At 55.9% G+C, this 25169-nt stretch carries 20 protein-coding genes; 9 read left to right on the top strand and 11 right to left on the bottom strand.

Annotated features, from left to right (window positions below; all coding sequences use genetic code 11):
- Positions 1 to 10 precede the first annotated feature (10 nt).
- The 5 genes from Pla52nx_RS04455 to Pla52nx_RS04475 form a co-directional block, all read right to left on the bottom strand.
- On the bottom strand, positions 11 to 2896 hold the full coding sequence (locus Pla52nx_RS04455) for a metallophosphoesterase family protein (protein WP_146520038.1): 2886 nt from the start codon (positions 2894 to 2896) through the stop codon (positions 11 to 13).
- Complete coding sequence (locus Pla52nx_RS04460; protein ID WP_231741968.1) at positions 2893 to 4044, bottom strand: VWA domain-containing protein; 1152 nt, start codon at positions 4042 to 4044, stop codon at positions 2893 to 2895. Before Pla52nx_RS04460 ends, Pla52nx_RS04455 begins: the two co-directional genes overlap by 4 nt.
- Positions 4037 to 4951 (bottom strand): AAA family ATPase, encoded by a 915-nt coding sequence (locus Pla52nx_RS04465; RefSeq protein WP_146520036.1) that lies wholly within the window; start codon positions 4949 to 4951, stop codon positions 4037 to 4039. Before Pla52nx_RS04465 ends, Pla52nx_RS04460 begins: the two co-directional genes overlap by 8 nt.
- A 21-nt stretch (positions 4952 to 4972) precedes the next feature.
- Positions 4973 to 6271, bottom strand: coding sequence for a DUF4062 domain-containing protein (locus Pla52nx_RS04470; RefSeq protein WP_197454576.1), 1299 nt, complete (start codon positions 6269 to 6271; stop codon positions 4973 to 4975).
- Positions 6272 to 7270: 999 nt separating this feature from the next.
- On the bottom strand, positions 7271 to 7531 hold the full coding sequence (locus Pla52nx_RS04475; protein WP_146520034.1) for a hypothetical protein: 261 nt from the start codon (positions 7529 to 7531) through the stop codon (positions 7271 to 7273).
- Between the two features lie 561 nt (positions 7532 to 8092).
- On the opposite strand from Pla52nx_RS04475, the gene Pla52nx_RS04480 reads away from it, so the two are divergent.
- From Pla52nx_RS04480 to Pla52nx_RS04500, 5 genes are all read left to right on the top strand, one after another.
- Positions 8093 to 8380, top strand: a complete 288-nt coding sequence (locus Pla52nx_RS04480) for a hypothetical protein (protein ID WP_342190333.1) — start codon at positions 8093 to 8095, stop codon at positions 8378 to 8380.
- A gap of 168 nt (positions 8381 to 8548) precedes the next feature.
- Complete coding sequence (locus tag Pla52nx_RS04485) at positions 8549 to 8953, top strand: hypothetical protein (RefSeq protein ID WP_146520033.1); 405 nt, start codon at positions 8549 to 8551, stop codon at positions 8951 to 8953.
- A gap of 156 nt (positions 8954 to 9109) precedes the next feature.
- Complete coding sequence (locus Pla52nx_RS04490; RefSeq protein ID WP_146520032.1) at positions 9110 to 9667, top strand: hypothetical protein; 558 nt, start codon at positions 9110 to 9112, stop codon at positions 9665 to 9667.
- 408 nt (positions 9668 to 10075) lie between these two features.
- A complete protein-coding gene (locus Pla52nx_RS04495; protein ID WP_146520031.1) occupies positions 10076 to 10393 on the top strand; it encodes a hypothetical protein in 318 nt (105 codons plus the stop codon).
- A 131-nt stretch (positions 10394 to 10524) separates the two neighbouring features.
- Positions 10525 to 11025: a hypothetical protein gene (locus Pla52nx_RS04500; RefSeq protein ID WP_146520030.1), complete on the top strand. Its 501-nt coding sequence runs from the start codon at positions 10525 to 10527 to the stop codon at positions 11023 to 11025.
- Between the two features lie 98 nt (positions 11026 to 11123).
- Here the strand turns inward: Pla52nx_RS04500 and Pla52nx_RS04505 are convergent, their stop codons facing one another.
- Together Pla52nx_RS04505 and Pla52nx_RS04510 are read right to left on the bottom strand one after the other, a co-directional pair.
- The gene (locus Pla52nx_RS04505; protein ID WP_342190334.1) at positions 11124 to 11978 is read right to left on the bottom strand and encodes a group II intron maturase-specific domain-containing protein; all 855 of its coding nucleotides are present in this window, start codon (positions 11976 to 11978) and stop codon (positions 11124 to 11126) included.
- A 635-nt stretch (positions 11979 to 12613) separates the two neighbouring features.
- The gene (locus Pla52nx_RS04510) at positions 12614 to 12781 is read right to left on the bottom strand and encodes a hypothetical protein (RefSeq protein WP_231741966.1); all 168 of its coding nucleotides are present in this window, start codon (positions 12779 to 12781) and stop codon (positions 12614 to 12616) included.
- A 198-nt stretch (positions 12782 to 12979) separates the two neighbouring features.
- Between Pla52nx_RS04510 and Pla52nx_RS04515 the strand changes: the two genes are divergently transcribed.
- Complete coding sequence (locus Pla52nx_RS04515; RefSeq protein WP_197454574.1) at positions 12980 to 14206, top strand: hypothetical protein; 1227 nt, start codon at positions 12980 to 12982, stop codon at positions 14204 to 14206.
- A gap of 68 nt (positions 14207 to 14274) precedes the next feature.
- A complete protein-coding gene (locus Pla52nx_RS04520) occupies positions 14275 to 15801 on the top strand; it encodes a di-heme oxidoredictase family protein (protein WP_231741965.1) in 1527 nt (508 codons plus the stop codon).
- A 639-nt stretch (positions 15802 to 16440) separates the two neighbouring features.
- On the opposite strand, the gene hemB is transcribed toward Pla52nx_RS04520, so the two are convergent.
- Positions 16441 to 17460 (bottom strand): porphobilinogen synthase, encoded by a 1020-nt coding sequence (gene hemB / locus Pla52nx_RS04525; RefSeq protein ID WP_231741964.1) that lies wholly within the window; start codon positions 17458 to 17460, stop codon positions 16441 to 16443.
- A gap of 241 nt (positions 17461 to 17701) precedes the next feature.
- Here hemB and Pla52nx_RS04530 point away from each other — a divergent pair, with 241 nt between their 5' ends.
- Positions 17702 to 19300 carry a family 16 glycoside hydrolase gene (locus tag Pla52nx_RS04530; RefSeq protein ID WP_146520027.1) on the top strand — a complete coding sequence of 533 codons (1599 nt, stop codon included), beginning with the start codon at positions 17702 to 17704 and terminating at the stop codon, positions 19298 to 19300.
- Positions 19301 to 19602: 302 nt separating this feature from the next.
- Entirely contained in the window at positions 19603 to 21510 is a 1908-nt protein-coding gene (gene asnB, locus Pla52nx_RS04535) for an asparagine synthase (glutamine-hydrolyzing) (RefSeq protein WP_146520026.1), read from the top strand.
- Position 21511: 1 nt separating this feature from the next.
- On the opposite strand, the gene Pla52nx_RS04540 is transcribed toward asnB, so the two are convergent.
- The 3 genes from Pla52nx_RS04540 to odhB form a co-directional block, all read right to left on the bottom strand.
- Positions 21512 to 21961 (bottom strand): PH domain-containing protein, encoded by a 450-nt coding sequence (locus Pla52nx_RS04540; protein WP_146520025.1) that lies wholly within the window; start codon positions 21959 to 21961, stop codon positions 21512 to 21514.
- A gap of 2 nt (positions 21962 to 21963) precedes the next feature.
- Positions 21964 to 22986, bottom strand: a complete 1023-nt coding sequence (locus Pla52nx_RS04545; protein ID WP_146520024.1) for a hypothetical protein — start codon at positions 22984 to 22986, stop codon at positions 21964 to 21966.
- Positions 22987 to 23587: 601 nt separating this feature from the next.
- On the bottom strand, positions 23588 to 24895 hold the full coding sequence (odhB, locus tag Pla52nx_RS04550) for a 2-oxoglutarate dehydrogenase complex dihydrolipoyllysine-residue succinyltransferase (protein WP_146520023.1): 1308 nt from the start codon (positions 24893 to 24895) through the stop codon (positions 23588 to 23590).
- Positions 24896 to 25169: the final 274 nt, after the last annotated feature.

A 25169-nucleotide genomic window follows, 5' to 3' on the forward strand; every position in this document is an offset into this window, starting at 1 on the left:
GGCGCCGGGATCAATCTTCAATCGGCCGTGTATCGTTGGTTCCCCAGTCAGGGCCGCTATGGCCTTTGTCAGTCGGTCGATTTCGGCGGAACATTTCATCGAGCTTTTTCTTCGCCAGTTCACTGCTGCTCAGATCCTCTGAGGAACGCTGATCCTCTGAGGAACGCTGATCCTCTGAGGAACGCTGCAGGTCATCGCCCTCGCCGGGCCGCCCAGCACCTCGCCGAAGTTCCACCGCCAGCTCGTCGGACAATTCAGGAGTGCGCTCGATTTTCGCCGCGGTCCTTTCGAGGTCATATTCGATGCGGCGAAACGTCAGATGGTTCCCATTCAGGATCACATAGCTGGCACGCGGGTCACCATCGCGTGGCTTACCGACCGAACCAACGTTGATCAAGTGCTTGCCCGGCCCAAGGGAATATTCATACTCCACTTCCTCCGGCGATCTGTATTCCAGTTCCTCCGTGAAGATACCAGGAATACCGGTGTGCCCCATGAAGCAAATCCTTTTGGTCGTCTGAAAGCATCGCTCTACTTTCCGTTGATTATAGATATCCTCAGGCCATACGTATTCGTTCGTCGGGTCTCGCGGAGAGGCATGCACGAACAAGATGTCGCCAAAGGAGAGTTTTCGAGGCATCTCCCCAAAGAAATCCCATCGAGAGTGTTGGAGCGTCGTCTCCACTTGCTCGTTTTCCATCATTGCTCGCGTCCAAAACGTGGCCTGCCGGCATATCGGGTCGAAGCCATCGGGATCGAACAGAGTCCCCTGTTCAAAGTCTCCCAGGACATGGGCATCAAACGTCATCGCCACAGCAATGCATTCACCAGGGTTGGGGCCGACACCGACGCTGTCGCCCAAGCAACAGATTTGCTGAATGCCGCGGGCTCGGATATCCGTGAGCACCGCGTCGAGCGCTTCGAGATTGCCATGAATATCGCTGAGGATGGCGACCGGCTGCGCTAGGTCAATCTTGTTGCCGCCGCGAAGCGATACGCTGACACCATTGACGGACGCTTGGTGTTTGGTCGATCCCAGCAGAATACGGATTGCCGTATCCAGCTCGACACCGGTGAATTGTTCCGAGATGACCGCTTTGGACTCCTTGGCGGATGATTCGATCGACACGCCGTGGATCGATTCGAGTTGCCGAAGTGCGTCTCCGAGAGTTGTCTCGTTTGTTTGAGACATGACCCGAGAACGGAATCGTTCCGCCCCGCCATCGGGTTCGTCCCATTCAAAAGCGATGAATCCTTCCAGGCTCGGAACCGCTTTGATGGGACCGTCGTGGTAACGCTTTAACAGAGCGACCATGCTCGCGATCGCAGGACTCGAACTGGAGGCTAGCTTGCGAATGATGGACGAGTGTTCTACGGTCTTAGGCGGCGGGGCTTCTCCGTCGGGAAGGAACAAGCGAGTCGACTCCAGGGCCGGAAGATCGATAGGATCGAATTCCGACGCCAGGATCAGGAGGTAGATCAGGATGGCAGAAAAGTTGTCGATTTCCAGGGATAGGGTCGTGTGTCGGTCTCGTTCTGGATGTTGATATTGATCGACACCACGTTCCACGGTTGGTAGGCCCTCCAGGCTAGGAACGTACATGCTGTCGTAATCGATCAGCTTCAATTCGCTTTCGGGCGTCACGATAATGTTCATTGGTTGCAGATCACCGTGCGCGATCTGCTTTTCCCTCAGATCGCCCATGAGCCGACGCCACCGTTCAGCCATCAGTGTGCACGCTTCGGAACCGGCTGTGGTCTCAAATTGAGACAGAAGCCATCGGTCGAGTGTCTTTCCTTCAACCCAATCCAGAACCATGACAGGAGATCTGCGTCCGTCGGCCAGACGTAGTCCCTGCTCCAGAAACTGAAAGTCGACCAAGCCGTCTGGTCGGGATACTTCGTTGAAGTGACGAGTGATTCGCTTGTAACGTTCGGGCAACTCGTTGCGTTGATGAGTAAAGAAACGGAGCGTGATGAGCCGCCCATCGGCATGCCGAGCCTTGAACACTACTGAAAACGACCCGTGGTGCCCGATGGGCTTGCCAGAATCGCTCTTTTCCAGCAGCTCGCATTGCAACGCAGGTTCATCGCCGAACGCTGACTCTAGGTCCTGCAATGCGTCCGAGATGTCACTCATGTCTGCCCATTTTTGCTGCCCACCGTCGGACTCCGCTGACGACGAATGTTTCATCAGCGTTTGTGGCGCCGGCAAGACAACATCGCCCACGATCAGTGGTTTGGACTTTGAGCTGAGTGTGTCAAAGAATCGAGCAGCCAATGCGGTCCGTCCTTGGCGTAGCTCGCTGATCCCGGCCGAGTAGATGACGATGTCTTCCTGCGATTGCAGCGGTTCAGACAATTCCTGAGCGATTTCGGCAACGGCCACGATCTCGTCTCCGGGAGATTGCAGATCGGTTGCCAGTGCACTGGCCAATTGCCGAGCCGCCTCGGCCGGATCGATGTACGCTAGCGCCGTCCAGCGTTGAGCGAGCAAGAAACTGCGAAACTCACGATCGCACTTGACGGTCCATTGTTGATCGACAAAACCGAGCATCAGCGCTGCGATGGACTCCAAACGCGTCTTGCCAAACTCCGCATCGTTGCGAAGCTCAAAGATCAGCAGCTCGCGAATCGATGATCTCATCTGAAAAAAACCACCTCCCACATCGCGACACAGTGGCGATAGCAATAGGTCTGATTCCGCCACGCGTGGCAACGAGTGGAGAAAGTTGTGGCGTATCAAATGCAGCAGTTCGGGGGTCAGCCCGAGCGGGACGGCCGCATGCATGCACAGCGAAACGGTGTCCTCGCCGAATCGGCGTGAGAACGAGAGCACCTCATCCAATGCACTTTCTCGATCGTCCTCGGACGCGAGATCCAATCCTGGAGTCATGTGATGCTACGCCCCCTCAGCACGTTCATCGCATCGTAAAGCTCCATTCGTTCCAGGGAAAACATCTTCACACCGGCCGCTGCGGAAATCGATTCTGCTGTGCTGAACTCCCAGCGAACCGTTGGAACGGGATTGATCCATGCCACACGGGCGCGGTGGCTGTAGCTGCGGACAAACGCGATCGAATCATCGACCCGAATGCGATCAAATCCACCTCTCGCGGCTCCCGCATCGGACACCACCATGATGCCGGTGCCAGGCAACCTGCGGACGATGTCCTGCAGATCAACCGGCGCGGTGAGCGATCGATCCTGAAAAACGAAATCCGTTGGCGTATCGCTAAAGAACAGAACAGTGACCGAGGCGAGCCCGCTTTGACGCGCGGCCTGGACCAACTCATTGGTCCACATCCGAAACGGAGTCATCGATTCGCTCTGGTCCATCAGGATGACGATGTTGGCCAGATTGCGGCGACGCGGAACCAGGATCGGTTGTAGAAAGACTCCATCACGATGAATTTGCCTGATCGTCTTAGGGATGTCTGCCTCGGTCGATGGTCCCACACGCGCCATTCGACGAAAATAACGCCAAGATCGTTTCGCGTGACGACGAAAAATCGGCACTTCCCCAGCGAGGTCGATAAACGCGGTTCGCGGCTGAACCGGATTTTGCGGAGCCTTGACGGGTTTGGTCGCCACCTGATCGGTGCTGGGCAACGCATTGAGTGATACCTGTTGCTCAACGGCCGGCTCGTTGGATGCCTTGGGAGCAGCTGACGACTGAGGAGACGAAGGTTGCCGCTGGCGGTTTCTGGAACGGTTCTCAGGCGTCGGATCAGAGGCTCTCTGTTGTCGCATCTGCGCGATCGTTTCGGAAGTCAATCTTGCCGGCAATGTGACATGCAACGCTTTTTCGATGGCACGTTGTTCTTCCCTGCTGCTTCCCCACAGAGCTTGACATGCCAGGATCAGGTCGTCGCGCGAGCCGACTTCGCACGTCGTCGCCAGGAGCCGCAGACCGTCGAGGAACTCGGCGACACCGATCTCGAGATTTCGAACCCTCAGTTCCAGGAAGACCGACAAGAGCGGGTGTGATCCGACCGTCTGACCCGCAATGCCCGCTGACCGTTGAGAGATTTGTTCAGGCATCACGATCACGTTGCATGGATTGCAGGTCCGCTTGATGCTTAAAGAGCAATTCAAAGTGGGGGATGCTGCTAAGGTGTTGATCGGCGCGCAGTTCCTCCACGGGAACATCCCAGTGATGCAGGATATGAACCCAGTCCAATAACTCGCTGGTCCCGGGCTCTTTTCGAAACTGGCCGGCGTCGCGAATCTTTTCAAAACACGCTACGGCCGATCGGATCAGTCCCTGCGCGACATCGAGTTGCTGAGTATGGGTCTCCAGAATCTGTGTCAACTGATCGGCGTCGGGGAAGTCGATGTAGTGAAACAGGCACCGTCTCAGAAACGCGTTGGGCAACTCTTTTTCGTCGTTGCTGGTGATGATCACGATCGGCGGAACGGTCGCTTGATAACTGCGGGCGAAACCTTGGGCCGCCGCATCAGCTTCATCCAATTCTTCGATGGTAAATGCCATCTGGTCGAGTTCTCGCAACAGATCGTTGGGGAAATCGATGTCTGCTTTGTCGATTTCATCGATCAACAGAACGGCCGGCTTGCCGCATTGCAGGGCTTCACCCAGCGGTCCAAATCTCAAATACGGCACGATCGACTGGGCTTGAGGGTTGTTGGTCTGAGCGTCTTGCAGACGCCGCAGGGCATCAATGCTGTACAAGCCGTCCTTGGCTTGCGAGGTCGACTTGACGTACCAGTCGTATTTGGGGATGCCCAGTTCGTGGCTGACGGCGGAGGCCAGTTCCGTTTTTCCGCAGCCTGGAGGTCCTTTGACCAACAGCGGTCGACCGAGCACCATCGCCATGTTCACGACCTTGACGAGTCGCTCATTGGCCAAATAGGGATAGCGATGCTGAGCAGAACCGGCGGGCCCGATGCCATCGCCGCTGAATCTGCTTGGAAATCCGTTTTCTGTCATGTGATCTTTACTCTCGGGGTCTCAAATACTTTGAATGGTCCAAAGGCTGGGGTCTGCCAGACGCTCACGCACAAATGTTCGTCGCCCCTCTGTTTCTTCGGTCAACGCCAATGCGATTTCGTAGGCGTCTTCCTCGCTCTTGAACCTCCGCAACCACGTGGCGATTTCACTCGTCGTCAAAGGTGTCAGGATAGGCAGCTCGATCAGTTTTCCTGGATCCAGTGTTTCTTCGTCGCCCGGCACCGGAGGCTCTTGGAGCAAGGTTTTCCAGGGCTCACCGCTCGACTCTTTGTGCTCCAGTCCGATCAACGTCAAGAGCCGTCGTTTGTGTCGGCCGTGTAGTTGTCGGATCAGCGGTTGCAACATGTTCTGAACAAACCCATCCAGAGACCCCGCAAATCGCTGCACCATCTGAACTTCCAACAGCACGTCCACCGAGTCCAGCACCTTGGAAAGATGAAACGCGACCGTTTCGATGTTGTTGCAGTCGTCAACCGCCAGCTCGCGTCCGATCAGGGAGCACACTGCCGCACAATGGTCCTCCCGCCAAGCCACACCCAACGGCACGCGGACTCGTCGAATGGTTCGTGTCACCTGACTGAGTCGATGCCAAATTCGTTCCATCAGATCTTGATGTCCGTAGCCGACTCGACCATGAATCAGCCATGCGGTTTGCTTGGCGACATGCGGCGATGCGATCAACTCAAGGCTTTGCTCGAAGGCAAAAAACTGCCTCGAACATCCCAAGAACATGTACTCCGACGGATTCGGTCCTCTCGCGTTGCGGCGATCAGCGGCCACCATCGCGCGCAAGCCGCCCCCCTGCCAGGAACGCACCGTGTCAATCGCTCGGGACACCAAATGCCCGGGGTCCTTGAACTCGAGGCATCCAAGGGATTCTCTACGAACACGATCTAAGAATTGCTTTTGCTCGTTCGCTTCGCGTTCCGATTGACTGCCAGCTCGTCTTCTCAATTCGTCAGCAAACTTGGTCGTGGCGTTGGGCACAAACACCGCCAGCGTCTTGCCCGTCTCATTGGCCCAGTCGTATTCGGCTTCCGTGATCGAGCGCCGTGTCGGCTCCAGGACACTGGGCACCCATCCTCGCCGGTATCCAAACAGGCCCAGGAAGTGTGTGCTTTGAACGCAAATCATTTGGTAGCACAGATCCACCACCGACTGTTCGTCATCGTCCGAGTCCATCACCCAGTGATCCATCTCGACAGCCGATGCGTTGTCGCGAACCACGTTGAGCACCCACTCGCGACAATCCTGATCCATGTCGCCCCGCGTGCTGCTCAAGAACACTTTTACCTGCATCGTCACTGCTTCGATTGAAAGACATTCCCGAGGACGGTGATCAGCCCTCAACACATATTCTACGATAATCAATCGGTCGCATTTGGTGATGTCACGGAGAATTCTGCAAGCTGGACTTCCGGTGCTCCCATGCCTATCAATCATTGTTGATCTCAAGGAACAATTTGGGACGGTACACTTTGTCAATTCGCTGACCAAGTGCTCAGGTCCCATCTGAGACTTCACGTAGCAGCGTCTCTCGGAATGTGAAATGTATTGCTGACGTCTTTGATTACCCAGCTGTAAGGGTACTGATTCGTGAGAGCGAAATTGGATCCCGCAAGGGATCGCAGAAGGTAGCCACGGGTCGCCGAAGGCGCACCCGTGGTGCGCGACGACCATGTTGATTCGACCCCGCAGGGTGTCGCAGACTACTCGGAACCTGGGCTCCGACCGCCTTCGGGGTCGGTTCTCGCGAGACCGAATCGACCGGCGATGATCGCTGCGCTCTATCGCCGGCTACCGTCTGAGACCGCCTCACGGTCATTTGCAGCAACAATTTTTTTCACATTCCCCGAGACGCTCACCTCAGCGAGCAGCCCGCGATGGTGTCCAGGCTTCAGCCGCTCAGCACCACACTCATCACCACACCTTAAATCCATTGCCCCCCTTCTCCCCAAACCCTGGCGAGCCTGCAGCGAGCCAGGATCTGGGGGAGAAGGGCTGGGCACGAAACCCAATACGCCACGTCACGTAGAAGCATCTCTCCGAGACGCTAACCCCAACGAGCGCAGCGAGGTAACCAACCGTCCCGCGCCACCCAGTTCCAATCTACAGGCAAGAAGAATCGAAGGCAGGAAGACAACGATCCTGGGGACACGGCACTTTGCCATGTCGACCAAACGTATCGCTTGATGTTGTCCATGGAACATGAAAACTTCCTCTGCGCGTGACCGCCCCCAGCTGCGTAAGCAGCGACAGCATAAAGCGTGGGGCGTCAGCCCCACGTCCGACCGACAATCACCCCATCAAGCTGCGGAGGCAGCGACAGATACTGCTGAATTCGGTAGATGGGACTCCCTCCAGGTCCGATTCGGGCATCCTGAGATTGCCCTCCGGCATTGCCATCCGCTCCGGAACACTCGCTTGCACTTCACTCTGCTCCGCGTTCCGCTCATTGAGTCGATCCAGCGGACTGACCACTTTCTTTTCAGGGTCATTCAAGCAGTGCAGGTAGATCATCGTGGTGCTGATGTCCTCATGCAAATGGTGATGATGCATCCTGCGGTCACGCGGATTTCGCGAATGCCGGTAATGCACCGATCTTCCCACCACGGCTCCCTTACTCCCACGGATCTTGGCGAGCTTCCAGCGAGTCAGGATCTGGGGGAGAAGGGCTGGGGATGAGGGGGCACGAACCCCATCACACACTTCACGTAGCAGCGTCTCTTGGGACGGCAGGTGCTATTTTCGTTTCAGAGGGACCTAATCGATTCCGTCCCGAAGGGACATGACAAAATAGAGCGCAGCGTCGCCCTGGGTAACAGTGCGTCATTACCTCACCAAGCCCCGAAGTGGGCGTTGCCATCCTTGTCACCGGCTGTCCGCAGCCCGAAAGAATCCTTAGCCAATTGCCGAGCGTCGTGCCCCATCCCCAAACCTCCCAAACCAAGTCATCGCACCAGAGAAGTGTCTCGATCCGCCAAGAAATGGGGAGAGACCGGATCTTCAAAACCATTTGGCGGGGAATCTCCCCACCAGAACTTGCCATCGGCGCTCGATGTGGGGATAATCCAGAAAAGCCCCGCAAGACTTTGCGGCAAATATCCCCCATCCCTGTTCTTGTCCCCGTATCATGCGGTGATAAACAAGTTCTGTCGTCGCAGTGTTCGATGGTCGCATCGAATCAACCTGATCAACGAATCCAACGAGTTGGATGATCTTGGGGCCGACAATCTTACGTTGATTTCGGCGAAGCGATCTCTCGCTGATCTGTTGCGAGGTCGATTCAGTACTCGATCATTTGACGCCATTGGATCGCGTGTGACGGTCCGGCTTCGGCATTCGACTTCGGCCACATCGTCGGCGGGGCAGAATCAGGAGCGGAATCCAAGACTCGATTTGCACTGACGTCTCAGCGGACGATACAATCCATCGGTCGCATCCGCGCGGATCGGTTCCGCCATCGGAAGACGAAAGAACCATGCGATGGTACGGAGCGTCGGTGGTCAGCAATTTGACATGGATGCCCATCTCCCGACGCCCGCACATCGCGGGCGTTCCACGAGTTCGCATCACATGAAAACAGTCCGCTGGATCGTGGTCGCAGCTGGGGGTGCCCTCCTTCTCGCTTGGATGTCCGGAGTTGTTGGGTTTCACTACACACGTGTAGTTGACGACGAGCCGCTGCAAAATCCAGTCGAAGTAATCGGAGTTGTTGAAAACCAACTCTACCTTTCAGACTTGCGAGTTATCAAACTTCAGACCGGCTCGCACGAGCAGCTGCTGGAAGCAATCACTCAGTCTGCCTACCAAGTTGATATTCAGGGAACTGAGCCGTATGTTACCCTATACGCCCGCACGAACCGCTGGGTTTGCGGCACACCTTGGGCTCAACCGATTCGAATTCCACTTATACCCGAGACGGTCTACCGAAATCGCCGTGAGATGATAGGGTATGGCGAGTTCGTTGAGCAAAAGTGAGTGCTTGCTGCATAGCTTCGACACTTACTCGCCCCAGCTTGATTTCTGCAACGCGGAACAATCGGATGCACGACGAGTCGCCGAGTCGTGGTTATTGAAATGGAGGATCGCTCGCGGCGACCGCGTGATCCGTGCCGTTACCCGACAGGACTAGTCATGAACATTCGAGCTGGAATACTCGTTGTCCTTCAGTTGATTGCCACGGTCACTACCGGGGATGACGTTACTCCACTGGACATTGGGAGCGAGTCCAGGGACGGAATATTGCGATATAGCGGTCCATTTAGCAACGACTTCCCTGGATCGGAATTGCAATTCGAACTCTCTTTCGGTCATGCCGAATTTTCGACTCGGAATGTCTTTTTCTTGGCAAGCGATTTTCAGCGTCACCCATTTTGGATTGACGTCGACGGACTTGAGAAACTATCTGCACTGGAGAAGGTTGTGGCTGCCTACAGTGCAGGGAAGAGAACGCCACCACCGGAAGTATTGAAGAGTCTAAACGGTTCATTTGCTGTATTTGCGTTCCGCACTACTTCCGGAACCGTAGGTAAGATGTGGCCGGGAGCTTCTTGGGTTTTAGTTGTAAAATCAGCTGAACCTGATGCAGCAAAAGTCTTACTGGATCGCATAGATGATGATCGTCCGCCTGAAGCAAGGGTATTCAAGTCAATTAAGAAACTTGATTCGTCAATGCACCCACTGGGCGGATAAGCAAGGCATGAACACGGAGTCGCCGATCACGTGTTTTCGAATGGACCATTTACCTCGGCGCCCCGGTTATGCCCAACGTTGAACTTAATCGGGTCTCTGTTGGTTGAGTTTGTGAAGAGTCTGGCAGTGGATTGCTGATCGTTCTTCGGGGCAATTGACGGCTATCTTCTATGACCGACTTCGCGGTCGGGGGAGTCGTGTTGTATGAACGGCGTCTTTGCTGTGCTGATGCTGATGGGTTGGGCGATGGTTTTCGGTTGTGTCGGCGGATTCGCCTACGCCTGCGGCTGTGCGTTAAACGAGATTGGCGGATGGCGGCGTGACTGCTCGCTGCGCTCGTTGGGGTAGCGTCTCGGAGAGACGCTGCTACGTGCTAGCCGGTCAGTCGATTCACCACCGGCACGGCCGATGGAGTCTGTTCCATCGTTGCCAGAGTGCGTGTACTGCGGGAGCATCGAGCTAAGCTTGCTGCGTGAGACGCCCAAGCCGACATGGAAAGAGCTGTTCTGGCGGGAGAGTGAGACGTGTCCGGAGTGGTACGCGGAGCGTCAGCGGGAGTCGCACCGCGAGTTCTGGACGGCCCACTACGGTTCGGATGATTACGACTGGTACCTGGAAACGCAGGTAGAAGTCGCAAAGGAAACGGGGCCGGAACCGGCAAAAGCGATGCAGATGTACCTGCCTGGTTTGACACCGGGAGTGTCGTTTGAGATAGAATCTTTTTGAGGCGGATTGGACGCTCCGATCCAAGTCCTACGGGACGTCAACCTCCGACAAAGCTCAACGCCCGATCTATGCATGCACGTCCTGTGCCTGCATAGATCGCAATTCGTTCAATTCGTTACCCGACTGAACTTATGCTCTCTCTGCGTTTCGCCTTGATTGCCGTCGCGTACACTGCCCTCTCGGTTGCGGCGATGAATCTGCAAACGCGCCCTTGGGTATCAGGGCTTTCGCTCGCGACGACGCTTTACATTCTTTATGGCTTTGCAGCCGCCATCCTCGGCCCAGTTATTGGCCGCCCTTTCTGGATCGGCTTCACTGCCTTTGCGTTCGGCTGGTTCTACTTGCACCACGGGCATCCGGGACGTGAATTCTATTCAGCACCCGCCACCGCTACGGAATACCTCGCAGGCCCGGATGACGTATACTTTGACCGGAGTTCGTACGAAGACCCAAATTACGATGGCTATTCCGGTGCGACATACCCTGAACGTCGCCGCACAGCAAACCGAAAGCGTTTGCGATACATTGCTAATTGCATCGCGTCCGTCACTTTTGGCGTTGCTGGTGGCATGTTAGGCGTTTCGCTTGATCGGCGGCGTCGACTCGGTCACGCACTTCAAGAGGGCGGGTAACCATGCCAATCGGGATAGGGGCCCGGTTGCCCGGGACCCCTCCCACAACACCTAGCATGCGGGTCCGCACTAGATCGATGAATACAGTGCGTTTCGCCTCAAGGATGCAAGCGATAGCCAGCACTCTTCAAGAATAAACAAGCCCTCAGCGGCCAGATACTCGTTGGATAAAGCTCACTGGACACCTGACGTCGTGGAAAGACGCTCTGCCTGCCAACCAACACGAGCCCTTGCCGCTCATCGCAAAGCCACGAGCGACACGATAAGACACGCCCAACGACATCAGTTTCTTCAGACGGGTCTTCGATTTCCGCCACTGTTTCCAGTAACAGGCGCGTACCCGACGGCCTGCGTTGATCAGTTTTGGGGCATTTGTCCAAGTTGGTGAACGTTGTCTTCATTTGATCCAACGCGAAGTACCCTAACCAGCCCCGTGCGTAGGATGCGAAAGCCTTGTAACGCAATTCCATCGAGACGCCTCGGTTTCTACTTAAGATCTCCGAGGCACGCTCTTTGAATGCCTTCAGCTTCTTACCACTGACCCGTATTTGGCCGCCGTAGCCACGAAACTCATAGCCCACGTACTCAAGCCCATCCGTTTTGCGGATGTTGCTCTTGTCGTGGTTGACGGTCAACTTCAATCGGTCGGTCAAGAAGCGTTCAACGCTCGCGTACACACGTTGCGACGCCGCTTCCGTCTTCGTGAAAATCACGAAGTCGTCCGCATAGCTGTTACCATTCGTTCGATTTGACCAGACTCCAACCGGCCTCGTGCCGGTGGTGAATCCGACTGACTGGCTACGACACCGCAGGCCAATCGAACCCCATCTCCCCACTGGCCTCGTGCCAGTGGCAACGGGATGAACGCGACTTGAGATGGCCAGTGATCGTCCTGCTTCCACCGGCACGAGTCCGGAGGGGAGCCAAGAGAATCGACCGCTTCTTTGTAGCACATCAGTCTTGCTTCCACCGGGCCAAGCCCGGGTGCAGAGCGTGGAAGCAAGTCATTCGTGAGGACTGTCCCCATTCGTTCCAACTCTTCCCAGAGGGAGAGTTGTTGCGTTGGGTCGTCTTGGCGTGAATGCGTCTGGAGACGAATTGCGTTGAACCTTGTCCGAATCAGCGGGATTGCCCCTATGACCCGGACGGTTCTCGGCGGCTATCCAGCTTGACGCTCGAATTCGCAGGCTTCCTCCCCACGGTTTGTCACCTTGTGCGCAGTTGCCGGGCATCTTGGAGACAGGGCCGTGCATTATCATCCGCCCAAAGGATTAGAGTATTGGAAACGGAAGGCCGATGCGATCGAACCAGGAATGACTGAATTCGCATTGCGGCGTCACATTCCACAAACCACTTGCTTGACGAATTCATCTCAATAAATGTGGAACTCTCGAAAGTTCTTTCACTCAGAATCTTGTCATGACCGACCGCATTCGCATTGACAAAATGCGGTTCAGTGGCGAGAACGAACCGTGACATACACGTGCGGACTGGCAAGGTTTGATTGACGCGCGGAGGGCGATCCCGCTTGGGCAACTGGCAGCCACAGGGTAGTAAAGAGTGTTGCAGCGGCCTGGGTTCTTGAGGCTTATCGTGCTTTTTGAGGCATGCATGCTTTCTTTGCTGGGATGCGGTGCAGTCCTCTGCGACCGCCTTTGGGGTCGGTCGGTGTGGAGCTGACCGTCGGTGCGCTGTCGCGACCGACGGCTATCGTCTTTGACTGGCTTCGCGGTGAGGTTAGCAGACGTTGCTTCATTGCTTGTACAATAATGCCTGTACAATACTGGTCACTGAAAACCGGGCTGGTCACTGAAATGTCGGCTTGTACCACGTCTCCTATCATGCTGCCGTGAAAACTGCCTTGCTCATTGTCATTCAGCTTGTTGGCTTGGGTGCTTCATCTCTTTTTGCCCAAGACCGCGGAGCGCACGAAAGTGTTCCTTGGATCGCCCCGATGAGCGAGTTGCCAAGCGAGACCGGTGAGCATGCTCTGATTCTCTTGCTGTTGACTGACGATGCCAACCAAGAACAAACGCTCGAGCCTGCGTGGAAGTCGGCGTGGTGTGGTTTGGCCATCGAGGACACGGTTGCCAAACTTTTGAAGCGGCGTCCCGATCTGAAAGACCGCTTTGTGATCCAGCATGCCCGACTGGGGTTGACCACCGAACTGATCGGCGGTCTCGCTCCGCCCCCGGGGCGGCGCGTGTTGCTGGTGATGCTGGACAGGGAACATCGGCTGTTGGGATTTACTCTCGGTGTTCCGGAACTAGAAACGCTGCACGCATTGGTCGAGGATGCCGAGGAAGTATCACAGCAGATCTCGCTCTCAACTCGTCAAGGAAGTGAAAACGTTTTGCCGATGGATCCCGCAACGGCGCTGACAGAACTGCTGATGGACCGCGCGAATTCTCGCTTGAACCGCAGTTGGCAAACCGCATTGGCGAGTGCCAAGCAAACGCTCAAGAATCCGTTTGGAGCGGAGCCGGAACCCATCGAGGATGAGGACAATGCAAAACCGGGCGAACAATCGTTCAAACGAAAACACTTGTCCGATGTCGTCTCTTTCTTTCGTCCCGTCTACCAAATCGACCTGACGTTGCGGTTTGGTCCCAGCGTTACTGCCGAACCCGTCCGCCAGATTCAAGTCGAACAGCATACTGAAACCGCCCAACTGTTCTGCGATTCCTTGCTGCCTTTTCTTGCCGGGGCGGACATGAACGCACTGTTCGTCGATTTTGCTTCGGTCATGTGGAGTCAGCCCGTCGTGACCAAAGAATCCGACACTGAGGATTGGGGAACATGGTGGATGGAACAACCTGAGGGAGAAATGGTGGTCATCACGATCGTTCCTGATCTGGGAATGCAGAAAAAAGCTTTACTTGCCGATTCCGCGACCGCTACATTGAAGGGTCGGGGAATCGGCTGGACGGAATTGCAAAAACTGTTAGAGCAGGACGGATCATTTCAGAGCATTTCGATCAGTGGTTTGGCAACATTGTTGCGAGACCAAAACTTAGCACCCATTCAGCTGACCGTACCCTCCTTTGCACGATACTTGGTTTTCAAAGACAAAACGGCTGAGCCGGTGGTGATTCGCGAGGGCGACTTGCCCGCAAAACATTTCACGCGAATCAAACGCTGGCAACGCACCGAGCCTCCACTTCAACGGGAAATCCCATGAAATTCTCCGTGACTACTGTCACTTGCTCGGTCTTCGTCGCTCTGACCCTAACAATGGCAGGGTCCGCAATGTCCGTTTCACCAGACGCCGTTGCATCGGGAAAATTGCTCTTTGAAAAGCAATGGACATCTGGGAATCCATCATTGGGCCATGATGGATTGGGGCCTCTCTTCAACGCCGCATCTTGCGCCGACTGTCATCATCAAGGGGGAACGGGAGGTTCGGGTGACGCGACCCGCAATGCGGTCACCGTCGGAATCGAGAAACTGCGAATCACCGGCGGTCCGATAGACGATGATGTGATCAGCAACATGGTGAAACTGTTTCATCCAGGTTTCATTCAGCCAGACGGTTTGATGGTGAACACGCTTGCTCTGCATCATCACGGCGGAACACCTAGCTTTCAACAAGCACGAGAGCTATTTCTCTCAGCATCCGACGCGGTGTACTCCAACAATGGCGGACCAGCCGATGCGCCCGAAGTCCGCATGGCTGTGATGAATCCGATTCACTTTAAACAAGAGATGGGAGGGTTCGCCCTTGAAGTCAACGCAAGAGTATTCTCGCGAAACACGCCGGCATTGTTTGGGTCAGGTCTGATCGATCAAGTGCCGGACAAATTGCTCAAGAGTCAAGTCAACGCGCAGAAACGCCATCCTGAGATCAGCGGTCGCTTGGCGACGCTGCCCGATGGTCGAATCGGCAAGTTTGGTTGGCGCGGGAACATTGCCACGTTGTTGGATTTCAATGACCAAGCGTGCGCGGCAGAGCTGGGATTGAAGACGAAACGAAAGGAACAACCGCTCGATCCGACGTTGCCCCATTATCGCAATCCAACGGTGGACATCGATGACAACGGAATTCGCTCCTTGACTGCGTTTGTCTCCGCCCTTCCCACGCCGACTCGCATGATTCCGCGCGAGTCAGAGCATCAAGCAAACGCACTCAGGGGAGAGCAACAGTTTGCCGCCGTCGGCTGCGCGATCTGCCACGTACCGCAGATGGGCCCGGCGCAGGGAATCTATTCTGATCTCTTGTTGCACGACATGGGGCCGTATCTGTACGACTTGAATCACGCCGAACCAGAAATCATTCGCATCACTCCAGTCACCGAGGTCATTCAAGCAAGCTCGTTCGCAGAAGTGTCGACTGCGACCGGTTCCTACGGCGGCCAAACCACCGCCATCACGCTCAGTACTGAAACAAGAACGACGCGAACGCCATCACGACCTCGCGAGTTCCTGTTCGTCGCTCCCAGTTCGATAAGCGAAAGCATGAGAATCGTGCCATTGGGTACTAAGAAACTTTCTGACGACGCCAATGATCCCGTCCTGCAAAAGCATGCCAGAATTCATCTACAACCGACCCTTTTCAACCAAGAATGGCGGACACCTCCATTGTGGGGACTAAGAGATTCAGCACCCTACATGCATGACGGACGCGCCGAGACGGTGCTGGAAGCCATCGCGATGCACGATGGCGAAGCTGCGGGCACACGCGATCGATTCCTCAGCCTACCTTTGCCCGATCGACAAGCCATCCTGGCGTTTTTGGACACCTTCGTCGCTCAAGCCCCAAACCCGATTGACAACTAAACCGCTAGTGCTGCGGGAACGAATTAATGTGGCTTGAAGATTCCCTAACCCGATGCGTCAGCGAGGGATAACGGGAAAATCCCTCGCTGACGCGTCGGGTTATGAATTCTCCAGGCTAGTGCATCGTCCGGTCTTGATTTTGGGGTTAGCCGTTTTGGTGATAGCCACGGTTGTGTCACGAAAACCGTGGCTATCGCCAAAACGGCTCATCTACCGAACCCACGTTCCAAGACTGGACGATGCACTAGCCTCCAGTATGGTCGGAACACGTTGTGGCTGAGAATAGCCAGCATGGGCAAAAAGATGCTTGGGCAAAAAGATACAGGACCAGAATGGTTTCGCACTACCGACAGGCGTCCAACCTGTTTTTTTCAGCAAGGCTGCAAGTTTCACATCGATCATTCTATCCGTTACTGAACTTCCATCGCTCCGGTCAATTCAACCGGTCAATCCAACCGGTCAATCCAACCCCGCAGACGCCTCATTGATTGGCAACGCTTTTTGGCGTTTGTTGAATGCCTTGAGCAAAGGTGATGGGAGTGGTTCCAGACGTCCGTCATGGTAGCTTGGATGAGACGGTCCTTGATTCTTCGATTCTTCAAGCAGCGTCTATTCCCCGTCATCTCTTATTCCGTCTGTTCACTGATCCTGGACATCTCGGTGCAGCCATTGGGCGACTTGGGGTGCCCAGTAAGTCAGCACGCCGTCGGCACCGGCGCGTTTGAACGCCAGCAGGCTTTCCAGCACCGTCGCTTCCTTGTCCAACCAACCTCGCTCGGCCGCCGCGGCCAGCATCGCGTACTCACCGCTGACTTGGTAGGCAAACGTGGGGACACCGAACGTGGACTTCACTCGTGCGACGATGTCCAAGTAGGGCATCCCGGGTTTGACCATCACACTATCGGCACCTTCCGCTAGATCCAACGCGACCTCGTGCAACGCTTCATCGGTCTGCGACGGCGACTGTTGATAAGTCTTCTTGCTGGCACCGGCGAGATTCCCCTTGCTGCCCACTGCATCGCGAAACGGCCCGTAGAACGCACTGGCGTATTTGGCCGCGTACGACATGATGTGGACGTTGGTATGTCCGTTGGATTCCAAAGCTTGGCGGATCGCACCGATCCGCCCGTCCATCATGTCACTGGGTGCAATGATGTCGCATCCCGCATCGGCTTGCACCACCGCTTGTTGTTTCAGGACCTCTACCGTTTCATCATTGACCACATCCCCATCACGAACGATTCCGTCGTGGCCGTGAATGCTGTAGGGATCCAAGGCAACATCGCAGATGACCCCCAGCGAGTCGCCCACGGCGGCTTTGATCTTACGCACGGTACGGCAAACCAAGTTTTGGGGATTGACCGCTTCGCGGGCTTCCTCTGTTTTCAATTCGGCCGGTGTCGCGGGAAAAATAGCGATCGCTGGAATGCCCCAACCGCACGCTTGCTCGGCCGCCCGACAAACACCATCGACGCTCAGTCGCTGCACTCCCGGCAGGCTCTCCACGTCGATCGGTTGTTGACCGTCATGTACGAACAACGGCCAAATCAGATCGTTCACGCCCAACGCGTGTTCGGCGACCAATCGCCTCGACCAATCGTGCCGACGAATCCGACGCATTCGAGTCATCGGGTACGGCGATCTGGCAAAGTCAAACATTTCAAAGGATTCCGGATGCTTGCGGTTTGGTTGGTGTTGGCCAGGAAGCGACGTCGACACAGTGAATTGGGGTGCCAAAAAGCCAAACTGACGCGGTTCAACGAACCGCGTCATCCTACGGAAGATTAAAAAACAGCGACAGACGGCGTCGGTGGGCACCTGATCACGCGACGCCTCATGGTAAACTATGCCGCACCGCCAATCCGTATTCCCTCCCCACATTACCACTCCCACGGATACGATGAATCGAGTCTCGACGACGCACCTGTCCTTTCCCTTCGTTTTTTTCCTGACTTTGCTGATCAGCCCTTTTGCCGGAAGTGTGCTAGGTGCAGAAACGGAGAAAACGCCGATCAAGACGCTCATTATCGATGGGCAGAACAATCACAAGTGGCAGACCACGACGCCACTGATTCAGCAAACGTTGGTCGGCACCGGGTTGTTTCAAGTCGATGTGGCAACAACCCCCGGCAAAGGTGGCGACATGAATTCATTTGCCCCGAACTTCGCGGACTACGACCTCGTTGTTTCCAACTACAACGGCGAACCCTGGAGCGAGGAAACGCAAGCGGCCTTTGAGCAGTTCGTCGCCGAGGGAGGCGGTTTCGTTTGTGTTCACGCAGCCGACAACGCTTTCTCGAATTGGCGGGCGTACAACCGCATGATCGGTCTGGGAGGTTGGGGTGGCCGAAATGAAAAGAGCGGTCCCTACGTTCGTTGGAACGATGACAAGAAAACGTTTGTGCGAAACACCGAACCAGGTCGCGGCGGTTCTCACGGCAAACGCACGCCGTTCATGATCGTCGTTCGAGACAGCCAGCATCCGATCACGGCCGGTTTGCCAAGTTCGTGGATGCAAACGGAAGACGAATTGTACGCACTACTACGAGGTCCTGCGGAGAACATGCATGTGCTGGCCACCGCGCAGAGCGACACATCGACCGGCGGCAGTGGAAACCACGAACCCATCCTGATGACGATTCAATATGGCGGCGGCCGATGTTTTCACACCACCCTGGGCCACGATGTAACGGCCATGCAAGGGCTCGCGTTTCAGGTCTCTCTCGCTCGTGGAGCCGAATGGGCGGCCACGGGCACCGTGACTCAAGGCCCGGTCAGCGAATCGATGCTCACCAGCGAAACACCCGCCGTGCGAGACCCCGCAGCACCGGCATCCTCCAGTGAGCCATCGGACGACGATACAGCGGATGCCGACGCACAAACAGATGTCCCCGGCGACGAGAAAATCCCCGACATCACCGCCGCTGGTTGGACGCCACTGTTCAACAGCACGGACCTCACCGGTTGGACACAAAAGAACGGCACGGCAACCTTTCGAGTCCAAGACGGCGTGATCGTCGGAAAGACCGCGATCGGTAGCCCGAATTCCTTTCTATGCACGGAAAAAAACTTCGGCGATTTTGAGTTGACCTTTGAGGTCAAAGTCGACGAGGGACTCAACAGTGGCGTGCAGATTCGTTCACAGAGCAAACCCGATTACAAGTCCGGCCGCGTTCACGGTCCGCAAGTGGAAATCGAAAACGCACCTGGGGAATCGGGGTATCTCTACAGCGAGGGCACGGGGCGAAACTGGATCACAAAAGAGCATCCTGTGCTGGATGCGTTTCGCAACGGCCAATGGAATCGTTACACCGTCCGAGCCCGTGGAACTCGTTTACAAACTTGGGTCAACGATGTCCCCATTGCCGACATTCGCGACCCAGACTCCAGCCTGAGCGGTTTCCTGGGTCTACAGGTCCATGGCATCAAAGAAGGTGAGGGCCCCTACGAAGTCCGTTGGCGTGACCTGCGTGTCCGTGAATTGAAATCGCAGCCCTGAGTGGAGACGACCGAGTGGTAGTAGCGACTTGGTTTGCGTTGAAAGTGGGCGTTACAATTTGATACATCAGCCGGAACGCGATAGCGTTCGGTTCCAGCGTCCATGCGAAAGAACCGGACGCTATCGCGTGGCGGCTAATTTGGTCAGACTGGTTTCGGCACCAATCCGCGCAAGCCGTTTCGTGCAAACGCATTGCGAAGACTATCGTGAGTTGCGTGAATATTCCGGGTGCTAGCACACTCCGGTTGATGCGAATCCGGCCTAGATACTAGCGAACCCTGTCTGCGGAAAGTAACGTTCATATGTGTGGGATCACAGGCAGTGTTTGGCGGCGCGATGAACTAGCGATTGGCGAAAGCCAGTTGCAGCGAATGACCGATGCGATCACGCATCGCGGACCGGATGAACACGGGCAATGGTTGTGCCCCAATCATCGTGATGCTTACGGCCAAAATGTCGGTATCGCACTCGGTTTCCGTCGTCTTTCGATCATCGATGTACAAGGAGCCCACCAGCCGTTATCCAGTGAAAACGGCAATGTCCGTGTGGTCTTCAATGGTGAGATCTACAACTACCAGACTCTGCGCCGTCGCTTGGAAGGCACCGGGCACCAATTCACGACCTCTGGCGACGGTGAGTCGATCGTCCACCTCTACGAAGACATCGGGACGGATTGTTTCGCACAGCTCAACGGCATGTTTGCGATCGCCATTTGGGACGCGAAACGAAATCGTTTGGTTCTGGCCCGTGACCGAATCGGGCAAAAACCGCTCTTCTACGCCGCGACCAGTGACCGCATTGTTTTTGGCAGCGAACTGAAATCGTTGCACGCCGTCCCCGGTGTTTGCAATGAAATCGATCCGGGTGCCATCGACGAGTTCCTGACGTACCAGTACATCCCGCACCCGGGGACCATTTGGAAAGGCGTTCGCAAGCTCTCTCCAGGTCACTTCTTGATCTACCAGGACGGGAAAGTCACTGTTGAGCGATACTGGGATTTTGACCCCGCGTATGAAAAAGAAATCTCTGCCGCCCAAGCACGCGAACGTCTTTCGGAACTGCTCACCGACTCCGTTCGATTGCGTCTGCAAAGCGACGTGCCGCTGGGATCATTTTTGTCGGGCGGCATCGATTCTTCATTGATCACCGCCATCGCACAATCACTGCGTGACGAACCCGTTCGCACATTCAGCATCGGATTCCCCGTCGCGGATTTTGATGAAACGGCCTACGCCGCGAAAGTCGCCTCACACTTGGGGACCGAGCATCAACGGTTCGAGGTGCAACCGCATGGCGTTGAGATCATCGACAAATTGGTGTGGCACTACGACGAACCGTTTGGTGATTCCTCAGCCGTTCCGACTTGGTATCTGTCCGAACTGACGCGAAAGCAGGTGACCGTGGCATTGTCGGGCGACGGTGGGGATGAATTGTTTGCCGGCTACGAACGCTATCGCGCCCTTTGGCTCAGCCAGCGAATGCAACGTTGGTTTCCCGTTCACAAGATCCCGGGGGCGAGCCTCTTGCAGCGTTTGCCGGACAGCAACAAACGGCGTTCGATCATTCGACGCGGGAAACGATTCCTTGAAGCAATGGGAGAGACCGCGCCACGACGCTACATGAATTGGCTACAGATTTTTCCCGAGTCTTTGCGTGCAGATTTGTACACGGACGAATTCGTGCAAACCTTGCCGGGCGACGATCCATTTGATTTCTTGCAATCCGCTTGGGCACGTTCCAACAAACGAGATGACGTCACCCGAGCCAGCATCTCCGACATCCTGACTTACTTGCCATGTGACCTGTGTACCAAAGTGGACATCGCATCAATGGCTCACGGACTGGAGGTTCGCCAACCGATGCTGGATCATCGAGTGGTGGAGTTCGCCGCATCATTGCCTGTGCATCACAAATTCCGTGGCAAACGTGGCAAGTTGATCCTGCAAGATACCTTCGGGTCGATGATCCCTTCATCCATTTTCACTCGCAAAAAGATGGGATTTGGCATCCCGATTGCGAATTGGTTTCGGAGCGAACTCAAGCCGATGGTGCACGACACGTTGCTTGCCGACGATGCAAAGATTTCGCCGTTCCTGCGGATCGACGCGGTTCGCGAGATGGTCCGTCAACATGAACAAAGCGAGCAGAACCACGGCTATCGTTTGTGGAACCTGCTCATTCTGGAAAAGTGGCTTCGTCACTGGACGTGACCTACGAGCGGCTCTTGGCTTGAAAATTCGCGATGGCCGAGTTGAGATGCTCGATGAACAGCTCACGGTCTTTGGGCGAAACCAAATGAAATCGCGAAGGCGTACTGACTTTCACTCGCCGTAGCGAGAGGGCGGGACCGCTGAGCCAACTGCCCGACAATTCGACCGATTGAATCTTTTCGAATGGGACACGATAGAACAGGATGCCACAGCGAATCGTCAACGAGTCCGACAGAATCGTGTAGCGACAAGGCACCGTAAACATCCCCGTTAATAGGATGGACCCCGTCCCGACGAACAAGACCGTGATCGCGTCTTGCGTCTTACCTTGTGAAAGCAGAAGGCCTGCCGAACCGAGACAAATCAACGGTGCAGCCAACAAGACCGGCCAGACCCACCAGTCCACTGCCGACTCATAAACTTGATTGGTCCGATGGTTCGTTTGGGTCACGTTCAAACCGGCTGGTCAGGAGTGCTCGTGATGGTCGGACGAATGTCGTCTTCGTCATCTCCCCCGTCGTTGCTCAGCTCGGCGACTGCCTCTGCCATCGCGGTTGCAAAGTCTGTGATTTCTTCTCGCTGTGCATCGGTGATGCTCATGTGGCGAAAGATCGGCGATTCGTTCTTCTGAACATTGCCATCTTTGACGGTCAGTGTGATACCGATCGCAGACAAAAAGTCGTTGCTCTCGCATGTCGGACACTCCGCCATTCGCAACTCGACGTAGCTGGACGTGTTGTGTGTTGAAATCTGCAATTTCTTTAACGCGTCCAAATTCCCCATGCGAACTTGCTGCCACGCGGGGTCAGCCGTCGAAACGGGCAGCACCGCCAGTTCCTGAGTCTCATCCGTCCAGCGATTGCAGATTTCGCAGAACGGACGATCGCCGTATGCCGCGGAGCGAGCGACCCATGCCGTCCCGAAGATGACGGCCGCCTCGAACAACCAAATCGCAACGGCACCGAATCCGCTCACCGCGTTGCCGCCGTTGCCCATTCCCCACAATCCTTGGGTGTAAATGAATTCCATCCAACCGAGGATCATTTGAGGCAGGAAACCCACGATCGCCGCTACGATCACATCAGAGTTGAACCCTTCGTCCATCGAGATCACCAACGCCGGGTGAACCGCCCACGCGGAATAGTAGCTGACGAAAGCGAACGCCAGCCCCATCAGCATGACGACCAAGTTGTTTCGGAACTTGAGCTGATACGCAAGCCAACCGGCGATCGCTCCCAGTGCCCCACCGTACAACAACGTGATCAGCCCCCGCAGCTTGATGAACGGCAGATAGACAACGGCGGCGGAGTACACGACGCCCATCAAGATGGCCAGCGGGACCAAGATGCATGCGGCAAGGACCATCGAGCCGACGGGCACTTTCCCGCTGTGCTTGTACAGGACAGGAGCACTCAACGGGTTGACCGATGGGGACGCGACGGGAGCCGTGTAGGGGTTCTCGAAGGAGTCACTCATGCAATCGGTCCTAGATTAGAAAAGTGCTGGAGAAGAAAGGGGTGCCTTTGCCCGACTATATCCGACGCAAAACCTCGGCGGGGTGTGGGCGCATAAAAAAACGTGCGAACGTTGATATGCACTCATGATTTGCTGCGCTAAATCTTAGGGTAGCGAAACTCGTCAAGAGTTCCGGCCGTCAGCAGAAAGCGGCGAAAGTCACGCACGACTTTCGCTATGGCCGCACCCCATAATCCTGAACTGTCAAAAAGCGAGGGTTGTGGACTCGGTTTGCGCAAGGTTTTTCTTGCTTCCGCCGGTCTTGCTCTGGGCTTGCTCTGGGCTTGTCCCAGGCAAGCCCTGGGCTGTTCAAAATCTGGCGTTGACATTGATTTTTCAGTCCATATTTTTGTCCCATGCATCGCAATCAGAGTGAGCCTCAGGCGCTAGCCGTGGGCCGGCACCACAATCCGCCTCAGGCCCACGGCTAGCGTCTGAGGCTCACTGGGGGCCACCAGCTGCGTCGGGAGAGGTGACAGAAACTTGCGGAGCGCCATAGTGCCACAACACCAACCCTTTGATCAGCCCAGGCTCATCCCAAAAACAAGACTGGGCGAGTGCCTTAAAGTTCCAGGAACAATCGTGCGGGGTCTTCGATCACTTCTTTGATGGTTTTCAAGAATCCCACAGCTTCGCGGCCGTCCACGATTCGGTGATCGTAAGTCAACGCGACGTACATCATCGGCCGGATCTCGACTTTGCCGTCGATCGCGACCGGGCGATCTTGGATGCTGTGCAAACCAAGGATGCCGCTTTGTGGCGGGTTGACGATGGGTGTGCTCAACAGTGATCCGTAGATACCACCGTTGCTGATGGTGAACGTGCCGCCGATCAGGTCTTCGGGTTGCAGACGGTTCTCGCCTGCTTGCTGAGCGAAGTCACCGATCGACCATTCGACTTCGGCAAACGACATCCGTTCGACGTTTCGCAAGATCGGAACGACGAGCCCTTTGCCACCACCGATCGCGATCCCGATGTCCTGATAGTTGCGAAAGATCGCGTTGTCTTCACGAATCTCGGCGTTCACCGCTGGATAACGACGCAGCGCCTCCACGGAGGCTTTGGCAAAGAACGACATGAAGCCCAACTTGACGCCATGCTTCTTGAGAAACGCGTCCTTGTATTTTTGACGAATCTCCATGACGGGTTTCATGTCGATTTCATTGAACGTCGTCAACAACGCGGCGTTCTGCTGAGCTTGAACCAAGCGAGCGGCGATCGTTCGACGCAGCATGCTCAGCGGCTTGACTTCCTCACTGCGGTGCGGCGGGTCGCTGGTGACCAAGGAGGTTGGTCGCGGCGGCCCACTGGGCTTTGCAGGAGCAGCGGCAGCAGGTTTTGGAGCCGTGAGCCCGGCGGCGGCAGGGGCGGAGGGCGCCGACTTGCTCAAGTGAGCCTCGACATCTTCCTTCAACAGCCGTCCTCCTGGGCCCGTCGCTTTGATGTCCCCAGCATTGAGGCCGTACTCGGTCAACAAACGCTGGGCGGCGGGCATGATGATGGACGCGCCGGCGGATGAAGATGCACCGGTGGAAGATGCACCGGATGCAGTAGCGCCACTTGAGGGGCTGGATTCGGCCGGTGCCGAGCCGGCAGTCTCACCACCGTCACCGCCACCGGGACTCGGGGCGACTCGGATCTTGGCGATGACTTCGCCGACCTTGGCAAACTCCTCGGATTGCTTGGTGATGCTCTCCAAGAATCCGTCGGCGGGCGAAGGCAATTGAACGGACGCCTTTTCGGTTTCAATTTCCAGCAGGTCTTCCCCCGACGCGACCCAGTCGCCTTCGGATTTCAACCACGTTCCCAGTTGGACTTCCGTGATCGACTCACCCACGGTGGGAATCTCAACGTTGACTTCTTTGCTCACGATCCAGGCTTTTCAGAAAGGCGAAATAAGTGGGAATTCGGCATCTCCGGCAAAGTGCACCGGCAGTGCACCGTTTCTTTACACCGGTTCTGTGCCGATAGGATACGACGCAAGGGTAGGAATCGGCAATTCCGGCAAGGCCTTCGTGAGAGGAATCGTCCCGGATTTTAACTTCTCCGCAGCACGGGGTCGTAACGACGATTCAAGTCATCCGGTCGGTCATCGCCGCCAGAGCCGCAAAATGGGCCAATGAACTGTCTTTCGGCGATTGGTC

Origin of the sequence: Stieleria varia, from assembly GCF_038443385.1 — a bacterium.
Classification (GTDB): domain Bacteria; phylum Planctomycetota; class Planctomycetia; order Pirellulales; family Pirellulaceae; genus Stieleria; species Stieleria varia.